At 72.2% G+C, this 17927-nt stretch carries 20 protein-coding genes; 13 read left to right on the top strand and 7 right to left on the bottom strand.

The genetic code is table 11. The annotated features are described in order from the left end of the window. Positions 1-3 precede the first annotated feature (3 nt). The 9 genes from ACPCJR_RS03125 to ureG all read left to right on the top strand — a co-directional run bounded on the left by ACPCJR_RS03125 (position 4) and on the right by ureG (position 6691). Complete coding sequence (locus ACPCJR_RS03125; protein WP_391511207.1) at positions 4-909, top strand: urease accessory protein UreD; 906 nt, start codon at positions 4-6, stop codon at positions 907-909. 79 nt (positions 910-988) lie between these two features. Beyond that, positions 989-1609, top strand: coding sequence for an urease subunit gamma (locus ACPCJR_RS03120; RefSeq protein WP_391510734.1), 621 nt, complete (start codon positions 989-991; stop codon positions 1607-1609). After that, the gene (locus tag ACPCJR_RS03115; RefSeq protein ID WP_391510735.1) at positions 1606-2166 is read left to right on the top strand and encodes an HD domain-containing protein; all 561 of its coding nucleotides are present in this window, start codon (positions 1606-1608) and stop codon (positions 2164-2166) included. Before ACPCJR_RS03120 ends, ACPCJR_RS03115 begins: the two co-directional genes overlap by 4 nt. A 2-nt stretch (positions 2167-2168) precedes the next feature. After that, positions 2169-3896 (top strand): urease subunit alpha, encoded by a 1728-nt coding sequence (ureC, locus tag ACPCJR_RS03110; RefSeq protein WP_391510736.1) that lies wholly within the window; start codon positions 2169-2171, stop codon positions 3894-3896. A 32-nt stretch (positions 3897-3928) separates the two neighbouring features. Beyond that, positions 3929-4387 (top strand): DUF29 domain-containing protein, encoded by a 459-nt coding sequence (locus ACPCJR_RS03105; RefSeq protein ID WP_391510737.1) that lies wholly within the window; start codon positions 3929-3931, stop codon positions 4385-4387. After that, positions 4387-4899, top strand: coding sequence for a DUF29 domain-containing protein (locus tag ACPCJR_RS03100; protein WP_391510738.1), 513 nt, complete (start codon positions 4387-4389; stop codon positions 4897-4899). Before ACPCJR_RS03105 ends, ACPCJR_RS03100 begins: the two co-directional genes overlap by 1 nt. Continuing rightward, positions 4896-5399 (top strand): urease accessory protein UreE, encoded by a 504-nt coding sequence (locus tag ACPCJR_RS03095; RefSeq protein ID WP_391510739.1) that lies wholly within the window; start codon positions 4896-4898, stop codon positions 5397-5399. Before ACPCJR_RS03100 ends, ACPCJR_RS03095 begins: the two co-directional genes overlap by 4 nt. After that, a complete protein-coding gene (locus ACPCJR_RS03090; RefSeq protein WP_391516787.1) occupies positions 5392-6060 on the top strand; it encodes an urease accessory protein UreF in 669 nt (222 codons plus the stop codon). The genes ACPCJR_RS03095 and ACPCJR_RS03090 overlap by 8 nt, the downstream gene beginning before the upstream one ends. 16 nt (positions 6061-6076) lie before the next feature. Continuing rightward, entirely contained in the window at positions 6077-6691 is a 615-nt protein-coding gene (gene ureG, locus ACPCJR_RS03085; RefSeq protein WP_391510741.1) for an urease accessory protein UreG, read from the top strand. A 141-nt stretch (positions 6692-6832) separates the two neighbouring features. On the opposite strand, the gene ACPCJR_RS03080 is transcribed toward ureG, so the two are convergent. The 6 genes from ACPCJR_RS03080 to ACPCJR_RS03055 form a co-directional block, all read right to left on the bottom strand. Next, positions 6833-7894, bottom strand: a complete 1062-nt coding sequence (locus ACPCJR_RS03080) for a phytoene/squalene synthase family protein (protein ID WP_391510742.1) — start codon at positions 7892-7894, stop codon at positions 6833-6835. After that, entirely contained in the window at positions 7875-9401 is a 1527-nt protein-coding gene (locus tag ACPCJR_RS03075) for a phytoene desaturase (protein ID WP_391510743.1), read from the bottom strand. Before ACPCJR_RS03075 ends, ACPCJR_RS03080 begins: the two co-directional genes overlap by 20 nt. Before the next feature lie 65 nt (positions 9402-9466). Continuing rightward, complete coding sequence (bchO, locus tag ACPCJR_RS03070) at positions 9467-10360, bottom strand: alpha/beta fold hydrolase BchO (protein WP_391510744.1); 894 nt, start codon at positions 10358-10360, stop codon at positions 9467-9469. A 14-nt stretch (positions 10361-10374) separates the two neighbouring features. Further along, on the bottom strand, positions 10375-12141 hold the full coding sequence (locus ACPCJR_RS03065) for a magnesium chelatase subunit D (protein WP_391510745.1): 1767 nt from the start codon (positions 12139-12141) through the stop codon (positions 10375-10377). Positions 12142-12146: 5 nt separating this feature from the next. Further along, positions 12147-12656: a DUF192 domain-containing protein gene (locus ACPCJR_RS03060; RefSeq protein ID WP_391511208.1), complete on the bottom strand. Its 510-nt coding sequence runs from the start codon at positions 12654-12656 to the stop codon at positions 12147-12149. Next, positions 12653-13261: a cold-shock protein gene (locus ACPCJR_RS03055; protein ID WP_110349826.1), complete on the bottom strand. Its 609-nt coding sequence runs from the start codon at positions 13259-13261 to the stop codon at positions 12653-12655. Before ACPCJR_RS03055 ends, ACPCJR_RS03060 begins: the two co-directional genes overlap by 4 nt. A 245-nt stretch (positions 13262-13506) precedes the next feature. Here ACPCJR_RS03055 and ACPCJR_RS03050 point away from each other — a divergent pair, with 245 nt between their 5' ends. After that, positions 13507-14484 (top strand): DUF1624 domain-containing protein, encoded by a 978-nt coding sequence (locus tag ACPCJR_RS03050; protein WP_391510747.1) that lies wholly within the window; start codon positions 13507-13509, stop codon positions 14482-14484. Positions 14485-14488: 4 nt separating this feature from the next. On the opposite strand, the gene efp is transcribed toward ACPCJR_RS03050, so the two are convergent. Further along, on the bottom strand, positions 14489-15055 hold the full coding sequence (gene efp, locus ACPCJR_RS03045) for an elongation factor P (RefSeq protein ID WP_391510748.1): 567 nt from the start codon (positions 15053-15055) through the stop codon (positions 14489-14491). 123 nt (positions 15056-15178) lie between these two features. Between efp and epmA the strand changes: the two genes are divergently transcribed. Genes epmA through ACPCJR_RS03030 form a run of 3 tightly spaced genes read left to right on the top strand, consistent with a single transcriptional unit; the run spans position 15179 to position 17915 of the window. After that, a complete protein-coding gene (epmA, locus tag ACPCJR_RS03040) occupies positions 15179-16237 on the top strand; it encodes an EF-P lysine aminoacylase EpmA (protein ID WP_391510749.1) in 1059 nt (352 codons plus the stop codon). Next, positions 16234-17295 (top strand): lysine-2,3-aminomutase-like protein, encoded by a 1062-nt coding sequence (locus tag ACPCJR_RS03035; RefSeq protein ID WP_391510750.1) that lies wholly within the window; start codon positions 16234-16236, stop codon positions 17293-17295. The genes epmA and ACPCJR_RS03035 overlap by 4 nt, the downstream gene beginning before the upstream one ends. Next, positions 17292-17915 (top strand): glutathione S-transferase family protein, encoded by a 624-nt coding sequence (locus tag ACPCJR_RS03030; RefSeq protein ID WP_391510751.1) that lies wholly within the window; start codon positions 17292-17294, stop codon positions 17913-17915. The genes ACPCJR_RS03035 and ACPCJR_RS03030 overlap by 4 nt, the downstream gene beginning before the upstream one ends. The last annotated feature ends 12 nt before the right edge of the window (positions 17916-17927 follow it).

The following is a 17927-nucleotide window of genomic DNA, read 5'->3' as shown; positions in this document are numbered from 1 at the left end:
TCCCTGACCGATGAAGGGCCGGTCCCGCCCGGCCCCGAGGAATCGCCCATCTCCGCCGCCGACCCGATCCGGCCCGCTCCGGTCCGCCAGCGCTCGCACGGCGTCGTGCGGCTGCGCGTCGCTCCGGCCGGCAGCGCGGAGGGTCGACCCGGGCCGACCCGAATCGTCGATCTCGCCGAGAGCGGTCCCCTGCGCCTTCGCGTGCCCCGCCAGGGCGCCGAGGCGATGCTGGAGGGCGTGCTCGTCAACACCGGCGGCGGCATCGCTTGCGGCGACCGCTTCGCGGTTGAGGTGACGGTCGAGGCTGGTGGGCATTGCGTGCTGACCACGACCGCCGCGGAGAAGATCTACCGCTCCGACGGGCCGAGCGCCGAGATCGCCAATCGTGTGTCCGTCGGTCCCGGTGCACGGCTCGACTGGTTGCCGCAGGAGACGATCCTGTTCGATCACGCGCGGCTCCGTCGCCGCTTCGAGGCGGATCTCGCCCCCGACGCGGCCCTGCTCGTGGCGGAGATCGTGGTGCTGGGCCGCGCCGCCCGCGGCGAGCAGCTGGCGGAAGCCCTGTTCGAGGATCGCTGGCGCATCCGCCGCGACGGCCGCCTCGCCTACGCCGATTCGCTGCGCCTCGACGGGGCCGTCACCGCGCTCATGGTCCGCAGGGCCATCGGCGGCGGCGCCCGCGCCTTCGCGACGCTTCTCGATCTCTCGCCGGGCGCCGAGGCGCGGCTCGAGGAAGCCCGCACGCTCCTCGACGCGCTGCCGGCCGCCGTCGAAGCCGGCGCCAGCGCCTGGAACGGCCACCTCGCCGTGCGGATGCTGGCGCCCACGATCGCGCCCTTGCGCGAGGGCGCCGCCCGCTTCCTCGCCGCCTGGCGCGGCCGTTCGATGCCTCGCGTCTGGCAGAGCTGACCGGCCTTCGCTTGCCTTGACCCGTGCCCGCGCATGCTTCTTGCTCGGGCGGAATCTCCCCACTGCCAGGACGCGTCCCTTGCTCCTCACGCCCCGCGAGAAAGACAAGCTCCTCGTCGCCATGGCCGCGCAGGTCGCCCGCAACCGGCTGGCGCGGGGGGTGAAGCTCAACCACCCGGAGGCGGTCGCCCTCATCACCGATTTCGTGGTCGAGGGCGCCCGCGACGGGCGCTCCGTGGCCGAGCTGATGCAGGCGGGTGCCCGCGTCCTCGACGCCTCCCAGGTCATGGAGGGCGTGCCCGAGATGATTCACGATATTCAGGTCGAGGCGACCTTTCCCGACGGCACCAAGCTCGTCACCGTCCACCACCCGATCCGCGGCACGCCGTCGGCCGAGGTGCCGGGCACGGTGACGACGCTTCCTGGCGAGATCGTCTTCAACGAAGGCGCGCCGCGCACGGTGATCGAGGTCGCCAATACCGGCGACCGGCCGATCCAGGTCGGCTCGCACTACCACTTCTTCGAGGTGAATCCGGGCTTGCACTTCGATCGCGAGCGGGCCCGGGGCCAGCGCCTCGACATCGCCCCGGGCACGGCGGTGCGCTTCGAGCCCGGCTCGACCCGCGAGGTGACGCTGGTGCCGCTTTCCGGCGCGCGCACGGTGTACGGCTTCCGCGGCGACGTGATGGGGCCGCTGTGAGCGGGCTCGATCCGGATCGCCGGGACGACGTGGTGCTCGTGTCGCGCGCGGCCGATTTCGCGGCCCGCCGGCACGCGGACCAGCAGAGGAAGGGCGCCGCGCGCGAGCCCTACGTCAACCATCTGGCGGAAGTCGCCTGCCTTCTCGCGGAGACGATGGAAGAACCCGATCCCGCCCTCGTGGCCGCCGGTTGGCTCCACGATACGCTCGAAGACACGCAGACCGACCGCGCGGAGTTGGAGCGGTTGTTCGGCCCGCGCGTGGCCGCCCTCGTCGCGGAGGTGACGGACGACAAATCCCTCCCCAAAGCAGAGCGCAAGCGGCGGCAGGTCGAGGGCGCGCCGCTCAAATCGGCGGGCGCCAGGGCGATCAAGGTCGCCGACAAGACCAGCAATCTGAACTCCCTGACGGCGAGCCCGCCGGAGGGCTGGGAGCGGCAGCGGATCGACGACTACATCGCCTGGGCGGAAGAGGTCGTGGCGGGCTGCCGCGGCACCAACGCCGCCCTGGAAGATCGCTTCGACCGCGCGGTCGCCGAGGCGCGAGGGACCCTTTAGAAATGTCCAACCTCCCCAAGCCCGCCGCCCTCCCCCGCGCGGCCTATGCCGCCATGTTCGGGCCGACCACCGGCGACCGCATCCGGCTCGCCGATACCCGTCTGGAGATCGAGGTCGAGCGCGACCTCACCACTTACGGCGAGGAGGTGAAGTTCGGCGGCGGCAAGGTGATCCGCGACGGGATGGGCCAGTCGCAGGCGACCAACGCCGAGGGCGCCGTCGATACCGTCATCACCAACGCGGTGGTGCTCGACCATTGGGGCATCGTGAAATGCGATGTCGGGATCGTGCGCGGCCGCATTCACAGGCTCGGCAAGGCGGGCAATCCGGACATTCAGGCGGGTGTCGACATCGTGGTCGGCCCCGGCACGGAGGTGATCGCGGGCGAGGGCAAGATCCTCACGGCCGGCGGCTTCGACAGCCACATCCACTTCATCTGCCCGCAGCAGATCGAGGAGGCCCTGTGCTCCGGCGTCACGACGATGCTGGGCGGCGGCACCGGGCCGGCGCACGGCACCTTCGCCACCACCTGCACGCCGGGGCCCTGGCACATCGCCCGGATGATCGAGGCGGCGGATTCCTTCCCGATGAACCTCGCTTTTGCCGGCAAGGGCAACGCCTCGGTGCCGGGTGCGCTCGAGGAGATGATCCGCGCCGGCGCCTGCGCGATGAAGCTGCACGAGGATTGGGGCACGACGCCCGCCGCCATCGACACCTGCCTCTCGGTGGCCGACGCCTACGACGTGCAGGTCATGATCCACACCGACACGCTCAACGAGTCGGGCTTCGTCGAGGACACCATCGCCGCCTTCAAGGGCCGCACCATCCACGCCTTCCACACCGAGGGCGCGGGCGGCGGGCACGCGCCGGACATCATGCGGGTGGCGGGCCTGCCCAACGTGCTCCCGTCCTCGACGAACCCGACGCGGCCCTTCACCAAGAACACCATCGACGAGCATCTCGACATGCTGATGGTGTGCCACCACCTCGACCCGTCGATTCCCGAGGACCTCGCCTTCGCCGAGAGCCGCATCCGCAAGGAGACCATCGCGGCGGAGGACATCCTGCACGACATCGGCGCGCTCTCGATGATGTCGTCCGACAGTCAGGCCATGGGCCGGGTCGGCGAAGTCGTGATCCGCACTTGGCAGACCGCCGACAAGATGAAGCGCCAGCGCGGCGCCCTGCCCGGCGACGCGTCGGGCAACGACAACCTGCGCGCCCGGCGCTACGTGGCCAAGTACACGATCAACCCGGCGATCGCCCACGGCGTCTCGCGCCACATCGGCTCGGTCGAGCCGGGCAAGCTCGCCGACCTCGTGCTGTGGACGCCCGCCTTCTTCGGGGTGAAGCCGGACCTCGTGCTGAAAGGAGGCATGATCGCCACCGCCCCGATGGGCGATCCCAACGCCTCGATCCCGACGCCGCAGCCGGTGCACTATCGCCCGATGTTCGGCGCCTACGGCCGGGCGCCCCACGCCACCGCGCTGACCTTCGTCTCGCGGGCGGCGATCGAGGATGGGATCAAGGAGCGTCTGCGCGTCTCCAAGGAGCTGGTGGCGGTGGAGAACGTGCGCGGCGGCATCTCGAAGAAGAGCATGATCCTCAACGACGCGACCCCGACCATCGAGATCGACCCGGAGACCTACGACGTGCGCGCCGACGGCGAATTGCTGGTCTGCGAGCCGGCGGAGGTTCTGCCGATGGCGCAGCGCTACTTCCTGTTCTGAGCTATGATCGGCCTGTGACGGGAGGCCCCTTGATGACCAAGGCCGCGCTGAAGCCGCCTGCGGCGGCCGACCTCTACGAGAGGGATTTCTACGCCTGGGCACGCGGGCAGGCCCGGGCGATGGCAGCGCGCGAGCGGGAAGCGCTGGATATCGAGAACCTGATCGACGAGGTCGAAGCCGTGGGCCGAAGTCAGCGGGCGGCGATCGAGTCGCATCTGGGCGTATTGATCCTCCATCTGCTGAAGTTCCGGTTCCAGCCCACCCGGGCCACCGTGAGCTGGCGCATCACGCTGCGCAACCAGCGACAGGACATCGAGCGGCTGATGACCCGGAGCCCGAGTCTGCGCGGCTATCCGGCGGAGATCCTTGGCGAGACCTATGAATACGCCGTACGTCGCGCGGTTCTGGAGACCGGGTTGGACGAGGCCGCCTTCCCGCTCGAACCGCCCTTCACGCTCGCACAGATCCTCGATCCCGATTTCGTCCCCTGATGCCGCACCCCGACTCCGAAGCCCTCGCGCCCGGCGAGCTGTTCGCCGCCGACCTTGCCGCCTGGGCGGAGGCGCAAGCGCGCGTGCTTCGCGAACAGCGCCTCGACGCACTCGACTTCGATCACCTCTCCGGCATCGTGAACGACCTGGCGGTCGAGAGGATGGGTGAACTGGAGGCGCGGCTCGGCGTGATCCTCACCGGACTCCTGCGCTGGGGCGAGCAGGTCGATCTGCGCGGCCACTCGTGGGCCGCGACCATCGACATCCAGCGCCACCGGGTCGAGCGCATCCTCGCGGAGAGCCCCAGCCTGCGTCCGATCGTGCCGTCCCTGATCGCCGCCGCCTATCCTTCGGCGAAGGCCCGTGCCGTGCTGGAGAGTGCCCTGTTCGACGACAGCTTCCCGGAATCCTGCCCCTTCACCGAGGACGAGATCCTGCGCGACGGCTTCTTCCCGGATCCGTACGGCGACGACGCGATCCGCGGCGAAGGATGGTGGAAGCGCCGGTCATGATCCGCGCCACCCGCGTCATCCGCCGCAACCGTCTCGACTGCGGCGAGATCGTCGACCGCATCGTGCTCGATTCGGGCGACCGGCACCGTCGTCGCATGGCGATGCGCGGCGTCGGCGGCACCGCCTTCCTGCTGGATCTTCACGAGGCCGCCGCCCTCGATGACGGCGATGCCCTGGCGCTGGAGGACGGGCGGCTGATCTGGGTCGAGGCGGCGCCGGAGGCGCTGCTGGAGATCCGCGCGCCCTCCCCGCTCGCCCTGAAACGGCTGATCTGGCACATCGGCAACCGGCACATCCCCGCCGAGATCGGTGAGGCGGCGATCTGGATCGCGCATGACCATGTGCTCGCCGAGATGGTGCGCGGTTTGGGCGGCAGCGCCGAGCCGGTGACGCGGCCGTTCCGGCCCGAGGGTGGCGCCTATGCGGGCGGGCAGGACCACGGGCAGGCTCACGGGCATGCGCACGGGCACGCGCACGGGCACCATCACCCCCATGATTGACGCCCTGCGGCTGATGGCGTGGCTGTCGCCGACTTATCCGGTCGGCGCCTTCGCCTACTCGCACGGGCTCGAATGGGCGGTGGAGTGCGGCGACGTCTGCGATGCCGCCACCCTCGCCGACTGGCTCGCCGACGTGCTGGAGCGGGGTGCGGGCCGCAACGACATGATCCTGTGCGCCTGCGCGCACCGCGCCGCCGGGGCTGCGGACGACCTCGCCGGGATCAACGATCTCGCCCTGGCGCTGGCTCCGTCGCGCGAACTCCATCTGGAGACGAGCCAGCAGGGCCGCAGCTTCCTCGACGCGACGCTGCACGCGTGGCCCTCCCCGGCCCTCACCGAGATGGCGGCCCGTCTCGACGGGCCGGTCGCCTACCCGGTCGCGGTCGGCGCGGCGGCGGGCGCGCACGGCGTCGCGCGGGAGGCCACGGTCGCGGCCTACGGCCTCGCCTTCGTCCAGAACCTCGTCTCGGCGGCCCTGCGCGTCGCGCCCGTGGGCCAGAGCGCGGGCACCGTTCTGCTCGCCGCGCTCACCCCGCGCATCGCCGCGCTCGCCGGACCGTGCTGCGAGGCCGACGCGGACGCGCTCGGCAGCGCGACCCTGCGGCTCGATCTCGGCTCCTTCCGGCACGAGACGCAGTATTCCCGCATCTTCCGCTCCTGAGGAGTTTCTCGAACCCATGGCATCCGCGAACGGACCCCTGCGCGTCGGCATCGGCGGCCCCGTCGGCTCGGGCAAGACGGCGCTGATGGAGCAGCTCTGCCGCCGCTTCCGCGATACCTACGAGATCTGCGCGATTACCAACGACATCTACACCAAGGAGGATGCGCGCATCCTCACCGTGGCCGGGGCGTTGCCCGAGGAGCGCATCCTCGGCGTCGAGACCGGCGGCTGTCCACATACGGCGATCCGCGAGGACGCCTCGATCAACCTCGCGGCGGTGGCGCAGATGCGCCGTCGCTTCCCGACGCTCGACCTCGTGCTGATCGAATCGGGCGGCGACAACCTCGCGGCGACCTTCTCGCCGGAGCTGGCCGACCTCACGCTCTACGTCATCGACGTGGCCGGCGGCGAGAAGATCCCCCGCAAGGGCGGCCCCGGCATCACCCGCTCCGACCTGCTCATCGTCAACAAGACCGACCTCGCCCCGCTGGTCGGCGCCGACCTCACGGTGATGGAGGCCGACACCCGGCGTATGCGGGGCACGAGGCCCTACGTCTTCGCCTCCCTGCGCGAGGGCCACGGGGCGGATGCGGTCGCCCGGTTCATCGTGGAGGCCGGCGGGTTGGGCTGAGAGGCTCGGCCGATCAGCGTCGCGCTCTGGATTGCTTCGGCTTCGCCTCGCAATGACGTGGTGGATCATCCCCTCCGTCATCGCGAGGCGGAAAGCCGAAGCGATCCAGACGGCGCGACGCCGACCGCCTCATCCCGACCCTTACGACGGCGCCGAGCGGCGGAAGGCGTCGCGTTCTTCCAAAGCCTCGATCAGGTCGAGCACGCGAACGACTTGGCCCGAGACGTCCCACCAGGCCGGGAGGCGGCTCGGGATCGGCACCGGGTGGCGCAGCACCGCCTCGACGAGGAAGGCCGTCTCGGAGAGCGGCGGCCCTTCGAGCCCGTGCGGGCGTGGCGCCGGCAGGGCGGCGCGGGCGAGCAGGCCGGCCTTGCGCAGCCCGCTCACGCGGGCGCGGCGGGTCACCGAATCGAGGCCGTTCGCCTGCACTTCGCAGCCGATCTCCGCGTAGATCGCCCGGGCGGCCCGGATCGCCGGGCGGCAGGCGGGGGGCAGCGCAGCGATGCCGGGTTCGGCGCGGACGTAGAGCTGGCCGGCGACGGCCAGGAGATGCGCCACGACCTGCTCCAGGCCGGGGCTGGGACGGGGATCGGCGAGGAAGGCACGGGCATCGAGGCCCGCCGCGTCGAGCCATGCGCGGGGAAGGTACAGGCGGCCCGCCCGCGCATCCTCCCCGACGTCGCGGGCGATGTTGGTGAGTTGCATCGCCACGCCCAGATCGCAGGCGCGGGCGAGCGCGTGCGCGTCGCGCACCCCCATCACCAGCGTCATCATCGCCCCGACCGTGCCGGCGACCCGGGCGGCGTAGGCCGCCAGATCCGACAGGGTGTCGTAGTGCCGGCCCTCCACGTCCCAGGCGAGCCCTTCGAGGAGCGCCCGCGGCAGGGCCTCGGGAATGGCGTGGCGGGCGAGCACGTCGGCCAGCGCCCGGTCGGCGGGGTGGTCCGCGGGACGCCCGGCGACGGCCGCCGAGAGGCGCCGCTCCAGCCGGGCGAGCGCTGCCGGGCGGTTGCCGCCGGCCTCGTCCACCGCGTCGTCGGAGAGGCGGCAGAAGGCGTAGAGGCCGTAGGCCGAACCGCGCACCGACGGCGGCAGCAGCAGCGAGGCCGCGAAGAAGCTCTTCGAGCCGGCGCGGATCGAGGCCCGGCAGGCGGCGTGGTCCGCGCGGGTGGCGAGGAGCGGATCAGGCAGGAACACGGGCATCCGGCACCACGGAATCGAGGACACGGGCCGAGGAGAGGACGCCCGGAAGGCCGGCTCCGGGATGCGTCCCCGCCCCGACGAGGTAGAGGTTCGCCACGTCTTCCGAGCGGTTGTGCGGGCGGAACCACGCCGACTGCGTCAGCACCGGTTCGAGCCCAAAGCCCGAGCCGCGGAAACTGAGGAAGTCGTCGGCGAAATCCTGCGGCGTGGTCACCCGCGAGGTGACGAGCGCGTCCGAGAGCCCCGGCATCACCGAGGCTTCGAGCGCGCGGGCGATCTTCGCGCGGAACGGCTCGGCGAGCCGCGCCCAGTCCTGGCCGCCGTCGAGGTTCGGCACGGGGGCGAGGACGTAGAAGGCGTCGTGGCCCGGGGGCGCGAGCAGCGGGTCGGTCGCGGTCGGGCGGTGGAGGTAGAGGCTGAAATCCTCCGCGAGCGCCTTCCGCTCGAAGATGTCGCGCAGCAGGCCGCGATAGCGCGGCCCCATCAGGATCGTGTGGTGATCGACCTCCGGGTACTTCCTGCGCGTGCCGAAGTACCACACGAACAGGCCCATGGAGGAGGCGGCGCGCTTCAGGCGCCGGGCGCTCCAGCGCCGCGTCGTGCCGCCCAGCAGCGTGCCGTAGGTGAAGGCGGAATCGGCGTTCGAGACCACGATGTCGGCGCGGATGATCTCGCCGCCCGACAGGGTCACGCCCGTCGCCGTCCCGCCCTCGACGCGGATGCGCGCGACATCCGCCCCGCAGCGGACCGTGCCGCCCTGGCCGCGGATCAGCCCGGCCAGCCCCTCCACCAGCCGCCCGGTGCCGCCCATGGCGAAGTGGACGCCCCAGCGGCGCTCCAGATGGGCGATCAGGCAGTAGATCCCGCTCGCCCGGAACGGGTTGCCGCCGATGAGCAGGGGGTGGAAGCTGAAGATGGTGCGCAGCCGCTCGTCGCGGATGAAGCGGGCCACCACGTCGTAGACGCTGCGGTGGCCCGAGAGCCGCAGCAGGTCCGGCGCGATTCGCAGCATGGCACCGAGGCTGCCGAAGGGAACGTGGCCGAGTTCCTCGAACCCCACCCGGCAGACCGCCTCGCTATGGGCCATGAAGCGCTCGTAGCCGGGCACGTCCTCGGGCGAGAAGCGGGCGACCTCCGCGCGCATCGCCGCCCGGTCGCCGCTATAGGCGAAGCTCTGCCCGTCGTCGAAGCGGATGCGGTAGAAGGGCAGCATCGGCACCAGGGCGATGTCCTGGGACATCTCCCGCCCGCACAGCCGCCACAGCTCCTCGAACAGGAACGGCGCGGTGACGATGGTCGGCCCCGCATCGAAGGTGAAGCCGTCCTGCCGGTGGACGCGGGCCCGCCCGCCGGGCTGGCCGAGCCGTTCCAGCACCGTGACGCGGTAGCCCCGCGCCCCGAGCCTGACCGCCGCCGCGAGACCGCCGAATCCGGAACCGATCACGACCGCGTGCGGCCGGCGATCCGGGTCCGTCCTGTCGCTCGGCTCGGCGGCGAGTGTCAACATGGATTGACAGTAGGACCGGAATCCCCGTCAAGGCAAGAGGACACGACGAGAGAACAGGGCTCGCCTCAGGTCGCGAGCGCGGCGACCTCGGCGGCGATGGCCTCGGCCACCCGCTCCGGCGCCTCCTCGTGGGCGAGGTGGCCGAGGCCGCGCAGCAGCTCTACCCGGGCCTGCGGCAGGCGCTCCCGCAGGGCGAAGGCGTCGTCCGGCTTGATCGCCCGGTCGTCGCTGCCGACGATCAGCAGCGTGCGCGTCCCGAGGCCGGGGAGGTCGCGGGACAGGGCGGGAAGATCCCAGTTCGCCATCATTCCGAGCGCACCCGCCACATGGCCGGAGCGGGTGAAGAGCCGCTGGTAGAGTTCGAGCCCCTGGGGATCGAGGCGCGAGCCCGTGCCGTCGATGAGGCGGCGCACCGCCGCCCGGTCCGCGCCCCAGGCGAAGACCTTCGGCGTCACGGGGTTCAGGAACAGAACCCGGGCGATGCCGGGAAAGAGGATGTTGGCGAGCCCCGGAAAGGGCGTGAGCGCCCCGTTGATCGCCACGAGCAGGTCGGGGGCGATGCGCCGGTCGAGGCACATCCGGGCGAGCACCGCCGCGCCCGCCGAGTGGCCCACCGCGAGGCGCGGCGCGAGGCCGAGCTGCGCCGTCAGTTCGCCGACCGCCTCGGCCATCCCCGGCAGGGAGAGCCGCCGGCTGGGCAGCGGGTCGGTGAAGCCGTGGCCCGGCAGATCGGGCGCGACGACCCGGAATTCCTTGGCTAGCAGGGGCGCCAGACCCCGCCAGGAATGGGTCGCGGCGCCGGTGCCGTGTAGGAGCAGGAGGCCGGGTGCGCCGGGCTCCCCGAACTCTTGGAGATGCCACCGGAGCCCCGCAGCCTCCACGAAGCGGCTCGCGGCGCGGTGGGGCCAGTCGCGACCGTCGCGCTCCCATTTCGGCCGGTCTTTGTCGTGGCTGGGCAAGGGCGGGCCGACTTTCAGGCTGTCGCGGCGCGAACCGCGGCGCTGAGGCTGCCGGCATCCGCGTGGGGCAGCGGACAGTAGCGCGCCCGCGCCGCTTCGGCGAGGCGGCGCGCGCCGTCGGGCCGGTTTCCGGTGTCGATCACCAGGGTCGGGAGCCCCTGCGCCCGCAGCAGCCGGCCCGCCGCCAGAGCCTCCTCCCCCGCCAGCGCCCGGCCGCCGAGGCCGGAGCGGGCGACGTTGGCCCGCCCATCGGTGAGCAGGACGATGACCGGATTGCCGCCGGAGCGCCGCACGCCGAGCGCCACGAGCGCGGCGGCGTCGAGCCCGGCGGCGAGCGGCGTGCCGCCACCGCCCGGCAGGCCGGCGAGCGCCCGCTTGGCGCGGACCAGGGAGCGTGTGGGCGGCAGCACGATCTCGGCGCCCGTGCCGCGGAAGGCCACCAGGGCGATGCGGTCACGCCGGACGTAGGATTCGGCGAGCAGCAGCTCGACGGCGCCCTTGGCCTCCGCGAGGCGTTCGAGCGCCGCCGAGCCGGAGGCATCGACGCAGAAGATCGTCGTTGTCTCGCTGCGCCGCTTCAGCCGGCGGATGCGGAAATCCTCCGGGGCGACGACGATGCGGCGGCTCTCATCGCCCGTCCGGCGCAGGCCCTGCCAGGGAGCCGCGGCCCGCAGGGTCGCGATGAGATCGAGCGGCCCCCGACGCGGATCGCCCGCACGGCTTCCGACCGAGCGGCCCTTGCGCGGCGAGGCCGAGGCCGCGCCCATCCGCCCCGCCGCCGATCCGGCCAGCGGCTGTCCGCCCGCCAGCAACCGGGCGAGCAGATCCCTCGGCAGGGCGGCGCGGGCCGCCTCGATCACGACCTCCTCGAAGGTCCGCGGCGTTTCCGCGGCCTCCGACGCCTCGTCCCGCGGCGATTCCTCAGGGGACGGCGCCTGCGGCTCCCTCTGCTCGCCCGCGTCGTTCTCGGCACCGTCCGGCGGTTGCGGGGCCGGAGGCAGGCGGGTCGCCCGCGGCGCGAGAACGAGGCGGGCGGCCTCGATCAGGTCGGTTTCTCCGACGGTGTCGCGTTCCGCCGCCGCGGCGATCCGCCGGGCCGTGCGGAGCGCGAGGAGCGGCGCCCGCAGCGAATCGATGCCAAGCGCCTGCGCGACGGCGCAGAGGGCGGCGACGGGCTCGGAGGCCGGCGCGCCGCCTTCGCCGGGGGGTGAGGAGAGCGGCGAGGGGAGCGGAACGGCATCGCGCAGACCCACCGCGCTCAGGTCGATCCGGAAGGCCAGCCGGTCGGCCAGCGCCGCCGACACGGTCTCGTCCTCCTGCCCGTCATGCGTCTGCCCCTCGTCCAGCAGCACGAGGCCGAATCGGGCGGGCAGGCGGAGGGCGAGGCCGTCGCGCTCCAGGGCGAGTTCGCCCGTATCGAGGCTGCTCGCGAGCCGGGCGACGGTGCCGCGCTCCAGCCGCTCGGCCATGGGCACGACGACGACACCGCCATCGGCCTCCGCGAGAAGTCCGCGTTGCGCCACCGGCCGGCCGGCGCGCAGGGTGGCGGGCAGATCGAGCCCGCCGATCAGCCGGTCGTCGGCGATGCCAGGGGGCATGCGGCGGATTGGCCCCGCGAAGCGCTCGCGCAGCGCCGCGAGCCAGAGGTCGCGCACGGGGCCGGCCCCGGCCCGCAGGACGATGCCGCCGAGGCCGTGCGGATCGGCGGCGAACAGGTCGGCCACCCGAAGGGCGTCGGCCCAGGCCGCTGCCGGATCAGCCTGAGCCTCCGCCTCCGGCACCGCTCTCAGCGCCTGAACAGGATGTGCTCGACCCGGTCGCCCGCGCGGATGCCGAGCTTGGCCGCGGTGCCCGCGTTGAGTTCGAGCACCGCGAGCACCGGCTCGCCCGAAGCGATGACCTTGGTCGAGAGCGGTTCGGTGTCGGGGGCGATCCGGGCGATCGAGCCGTCGGAGCGGATGAACACCATGTCGAGGGGCAAATAGGTGTTCTTCATCCACATGGTGACCGGCATCGGCCGCTCGAAATCGAACAGCATGCCGTGGTCCGCCGCCATGGAACGGCGATACATCAGGCCGCGGGCGCGTTGCGCGTCGTCGCGCATCACCTCGACCTGGAAGGCGTGGCGGCCGCTCTTGGCGACGATGCCGAGCGGCTCGGTCGCGGCCTGCGCGGCGGGCGCGGCCTCCTGGGCACGCAGGATGGTGGCCGGGCCTCCCGACAGGGCGACGAGGCAGGCGGCGAGGCGGAAGGCGCGGGACGCGGTACGGGAAGCGGGCACGCGGATCACCGTCAGTGGGAAGCGGGAAGCGCCCCGTCGACGAGGCGGACTTCCGCCGCCATAGCACCCTTCGAGCCGTCGCCGTAGCGCACCAGCACCTGCTCGCCGGGCTTCAACTCGGCGATGCCGTAGCGGCGCAGCGTCTCCATGTGGACGAAGATGTCGGGCGTGCCGTCGCCGCGGCTGACGAAGCCGAACCCGCGCAGGCGGTTGAACCACTTCACCACGGCGAGTTCCAGGCCGCTCGTCGGCGTCACGTTCACGTGCGTGCGCGGCATCGGCAGTTCGGAGGGGTGGAGCGCGGTGGATTGATCCAGCGACACCACCCGGAAGGTCTGCCAGCCGCGTGCCCGCTGCACCGCCTCGACCACGATGCGCGCGCCCTCGCTCGCGGCCTGGAAGCCGTCGCGGCGCAGGCAGGTGATGTGCAGGAGCACGTCCGCCGAGCCGTCGTCGGGCACGATGAAGCCGAAGCCCTTCGAGACGTCGAACCACTTGATGCGGCCGGCGACCTCGACGAGTTCCGTGGGGAGTTCGGCCTCGCTGTCCCGGTCCGTCGCGCGGTCCCGGCTCTCCGCGGTTCGGGGCCCGACGGGACTGAGTTCGTGTTCGTTCGACATGTAAGCAACCCGTGCCGAATCGCGCCGCGCAATTCCGAGGCTACGTTAACAAAGTCACGATTCGCGGGAAGCCCGTTTGGCCGGCATTGGGACAGCGCGGCGAGCAATTTCCGCGCACATGGCGTCCATGCCGCAGCAGGCGGCGGAGCGGATTCAACCGGCGGATTCAGGAAGCCGTTTCCGAGCCCTCCGCCACAACGAGGGCGCGCGTCGCCCTGCACGCCGAAGGGTGGTAGGGCGCCGGCATGCCTGCTTCCCCCTCTCCCGCGACGGACCGGCGGATCGTCGCCCTCGATCTGGCCCGGGGCATCGCGCTCGCCGCCATGGCCGCCTATCACGGCCTGTGGGATCTCGGCTTCCTTCAACTCACGCCGCAGAACCTCGCGCTGACGCCGCCGGGCCGGCTCGCGGCGCACGCCATCGCCGGCGCGTTCCTGCTGCTGGTCGGGATCGGCCTCGTGCTCGCCAACGGAGATGGCGTGCGCCCGCGGCCCTTCCTGCTGCGGCTGGCGCGGATCGGCGGCGCGGCCCTGCTCATCACGGCGGCCACGTGGTTCGCCTTCCCGCAGAGCTACATCTTCTTCGGCATCCTGCACTGCATCGCCGTCTCCAGCCTGCTGGGGCTGCCCTTCGTGTTCCTGCCGGCCGGGGTGACGGCGCTGGCCGCCGCCGCGGTGATGCTGGCGCCGCGCCTCGCCGCGCATCCGCTGCTCGACGCGCCCGAGCTCTATTTTCTCGGCCTCGGCCGCGGCCTGCCCGACACCAACGATTGGGTGCCGCTGTTTCCCTGGTTCGGGCTCGTACTCGCGGGCATCGCGCTCGCCCGCCTCGTCCGGCCCGCGCTGGCCGGCTCCCGGCTCGCCCGCTGGCGGCCGCGAAACCCGGTCGCGCGGGCGGCGGCCTTCGCCGGGCGGCACAGCCTCGCCGTCTACCTCGCGCACCAGCCGGTGCTGCTCGCCCTGTTCGCGGGGATCGCGGCGCTCACGGGACCGCATCCGAAGGCGGGACTCGCGAGCTTCCGCAAGGACTACGTCGCCAACTGCACCCGCACCGGCGGCGAGCCGGAGACCTGCCGCATCGCTTCGCGCTGCACCGCGGATGCCCTGCGCCGCGAGGGCTTGTGGGGCTCGGGGCAGCCCTACACGCCCGAGCAGCGGACCAGGGCGCAGGGTCTCTCGCAGCTCTGCTACGAGGCCGCCGAGGGAACGGCGGCCCCGCCGTGAAACGTCAGTCCTTGGCGCGCTCCACGTAGGAGCCGTCCGCCGTCATGATGACGACGCGGGTGCCGGTGGTGATGTGCGGCGGGACGCTCGTCTTCACGCCGTTCGAGAGGATTGCCGGCTTGTAGGACGAGGAGGCCGTCTGGCCCTTGGTCACCGGCTCGGTCTCGACGATCTCGAAGGTCATGCGCTGGGGCAGCTCGATGGTGAGCGGCACGCCGTTATGGGTCGAGAGGCTGACGGTCATGCCCTCCTGCAGGTAGGGGGCGGAATCGCCGATCACGTCCTCGGGAACCGCGATCTGCTCGTAGCTCTCGGGGTTCATGAAGTGATACCCCTCGCCGTCTTGGTAGAGGAAGGTGTGGTCGCGGTCCTCGACGAAGGCCCGCTCCACCTGCTCGGTGGTGCGGTAGCGCTCGGACACCTTCACGCCGTCGGTGATGCGGCGCATGTCGAGCTGCGTCACCGGGGTGCCCTTGCCGGGGTGGATGTTCTCCGCCGTCAGGATGACGTAGAGCTTGCCGTCCTTCTCGACGACGTTGCCCTTGCGAAGGGTACTGGCGATCACTTTCACGAGCGTGGACCTTGGCTTGACGAGAACGGCGGCTCTTTCCTGGCGCATCGGCCGGGCGAGCGGAATCATCCGCGAGGCCCTATCCTATCCGCGGCTCCGTTGCCAGCGCGAGGCTCCGTTCGCGTGAGCACCGACCCCTCGCCCTGGTGGCACCCCGGCATCCACGCGGATCGCCGGCCCCTGCTCCTGACCCGCAACCGCATCCTCGCGGCCCTGCGCGGGCATTTCGCAGGCCACGACTTCGTGGAGGTGGAGGCCGCCGCGCTGCAGGTCTCGCCGGGCAACGAGGCGCATCTCTCCGCCTTCGCCACCGAGGCGATCCTGCCCGACGGACGCCGCGAGCCGCTCTACCTGCACACCTCGCCGGAATTCGCCTGCAAGAAGCTTCTGGCCGCGGGCGAGCCGCGTCTTTTCAGCCTCGCCCGCGTCTTCCGCAACCGCGAGCGCGGCGCCCTGCACCATCCTGAGTTCACGATGCTCGAATGGTACCGGGCCGGTGAGACCTACGACGCGCTGATGGCCGATTGCGCCGCGCTGCTGGCGCTCGCCGCCGAGACCGCCGGGGCAAAACGGCTGAGCTTTCGCGGCCGCGAGGCCGACCCGTTCGCCCCCTTCGAGCGGCTGACCCTGGCCGAGGCGTTCCACCGCTTCGCCGCCATCGACCTCCTCGCCACCGTTTCGGCGGACGGCGCGACCGACCGCGACGCCCTTGCCGACGCGGTGATGACCCGGGGCCTGCGCGTGGCCGCCGACGACAGCTGGGCCGACCTGTTCAGCCGCGTCCTCGTCGGGCTGATCGAGCCGCATCTCGGCCAGGGCCGCCCGACCATCCTGTGCGAGTATCCGGTCAGCGAGGCCGCGCTCGCCCGGCCGAGCCCGCGCGATCCGCGCGTCGCCGAGCGCTTCGAGCTCTATGCCTGCGGCGTCGAACTCGCCAACGCCTTCGGCGAGCTGACCGACCCGGCCGAGCAGCGCCGCCGCTTCGAGGCGGAGATGGCGGAGAAGGCCCGCATCTACGGCGAGCGCTATCCGATCGACGAGGATTTCCTGGCGGCGCTCGCCCTCATCCCCGAGGCCAGCGGCATCGCGCTCGGCTTCGACCGGCTGGTGATGCTGGCCACGGCCGCGCCGCGGATCGACGACGTGATCTGGACGCCGGTGGCCCGGGGACAGGCCCGGTGAGCCTCGCCCTCAAGAGCCCCGCGGCGCTGGCCCAGGCCGGGCTGGTGCCGGCCGCCGACCTGCCGGCCCTGGAGCGGGTCGCCGGTCGCTACGCCGTCTCGGTCACGGCCGACATGGCCGAGCTGATCGAGCCGGGGGCCGCCGACGACCCCATCGCCCGCCAGTTCGTGCCGCGCGCCGAGGAGATCGAGACGGCACCCCACGAGCGCGCCGATCCCATCGGCGACGACGTGCACGAGCCGGTGCCGGGCATCGTCCACCGCTATCCCGACCGGGTGCTGCTGAAGCCGCTGCATGTCTGCCCGGTCTATTGCCGCTTCTGCTTTCGCCGCGAGCGCGTCGGGCCCGAGGGACAGGGCACCTTAAGCGAGGCGGAGCTGGCAGGGGCCTACGCCTACGTCGCAGCGCATCCGGAGATCTGGGAGGTGGTGGTGACGGGCGGCGACCCCTTCGCCCTCTCGCCCCGCCGACTCGGGAGCATCGCCGCGGCGCTCGGCGCGATCCCGCACGTGCGGGTGCTGCGCTTCCACACCCGCGTGCCCGTGGTCGAGCCGGCCCGCGTGGACGAGCGGCTGGTGGCCGCACTCAAGCGCTTCCCCGGTGCGGTGTTCGTGGCGCTGCACGCCAACCACCCGCGGGAATTCACCCCGGCCGCGCGCGGGGCGATCGCCCGGCTGGTCGATGCCGGCATTCCGATGGTGAGCCAGAGCGTGCTGCTGCGCGGCGTCAACGACGACGCGGCGACCCTGGACGCCCTGATGCGCCGCTTCGTCGAGAATCGGATCAAGCCCTACTACCTGCATCACGGCGATCTCGCGCCGGGAACGGGCCATCTGCGCACGAGCCTGCCCGAGGGGCAGGCGCTGATGCGGGGGCTGCGGGGCCGCCTCTCCGGCCTTGCCCAGCCGCTCTACGTGCTCGACATCCCCGGCGGTCACGGAAAGGTCCCGGTGGGGCCGGACTATCTGGAGGAATCGGACGGCGCGTGGCAGGTGACCGACCCGCAAGGGGTGGTTCACCCTTATCCGCCCGCGACAGACGACGAGGACGAGCGATGACGCGCAGGCTGTGGGGACGGGCGAGCTCCGGCAACGTCCAGAAGGCGCTCTGGGCGCTCGACGAATTGGGCTTGCCCTACGAGGCGATCGAGGCGGGCGGCGCTCACGGCATCGTCGGCGAGGCGGCCTACCGGGCGATGAACCCGAACGGTCTCGTGCCGACGCTGGAAGAGGACGGCTTCGTGCTCTGGGAGTCGAACGCGATTCTGCGCTACCTCGCGCAGGCCCATGGCGGCCCCCTCGCCCTGCCAGAGGAGCCCCGCCCCCGGGCGCTGGTCGATCAGTGGCTCGACTGGCAGGCCACGTCCTTCACGCCTGCCATGCGCGACGCCTTCCTCCAGCTCGTGCGCCTCGCGCCCGAGAAGCGCGACGCCGCCCTGATCGAAGCCTCCCGGGCCGCTTCCGAGCGCTGCGCAGCCCTGCTCGACCGGCACCTGGCCGAGACGCCCTACGTGGCGGGCGAGCGCTTCTCCATCGCCGACATCGCCGTGGGGCTCGCCGCGAACCGCTGGTTCCAGCTTCCCCTGGCGCGGGAGGAGCGGCCCCAGATCCGGCGCTGGCTCGCGACGCTGGCGCAACGTCCCGCCGCCTCGGCCGTTCTGTCGCTGCCGCTTACCTGAGCCGTTCGCGGC

Origin of the sequence: Methylobacterium sp. NPDC097929 (assembly GCF_049543375.1) — a bacterium.
GTDB lineage: Bacteria > Pseudomonadota > Alphaproteobacteria > Rhizobiales > Beijerinckiaceae > Methylobacterium.
This window is presented reverse-complemented; position numbering and strand designations above follow the sequence as displayed.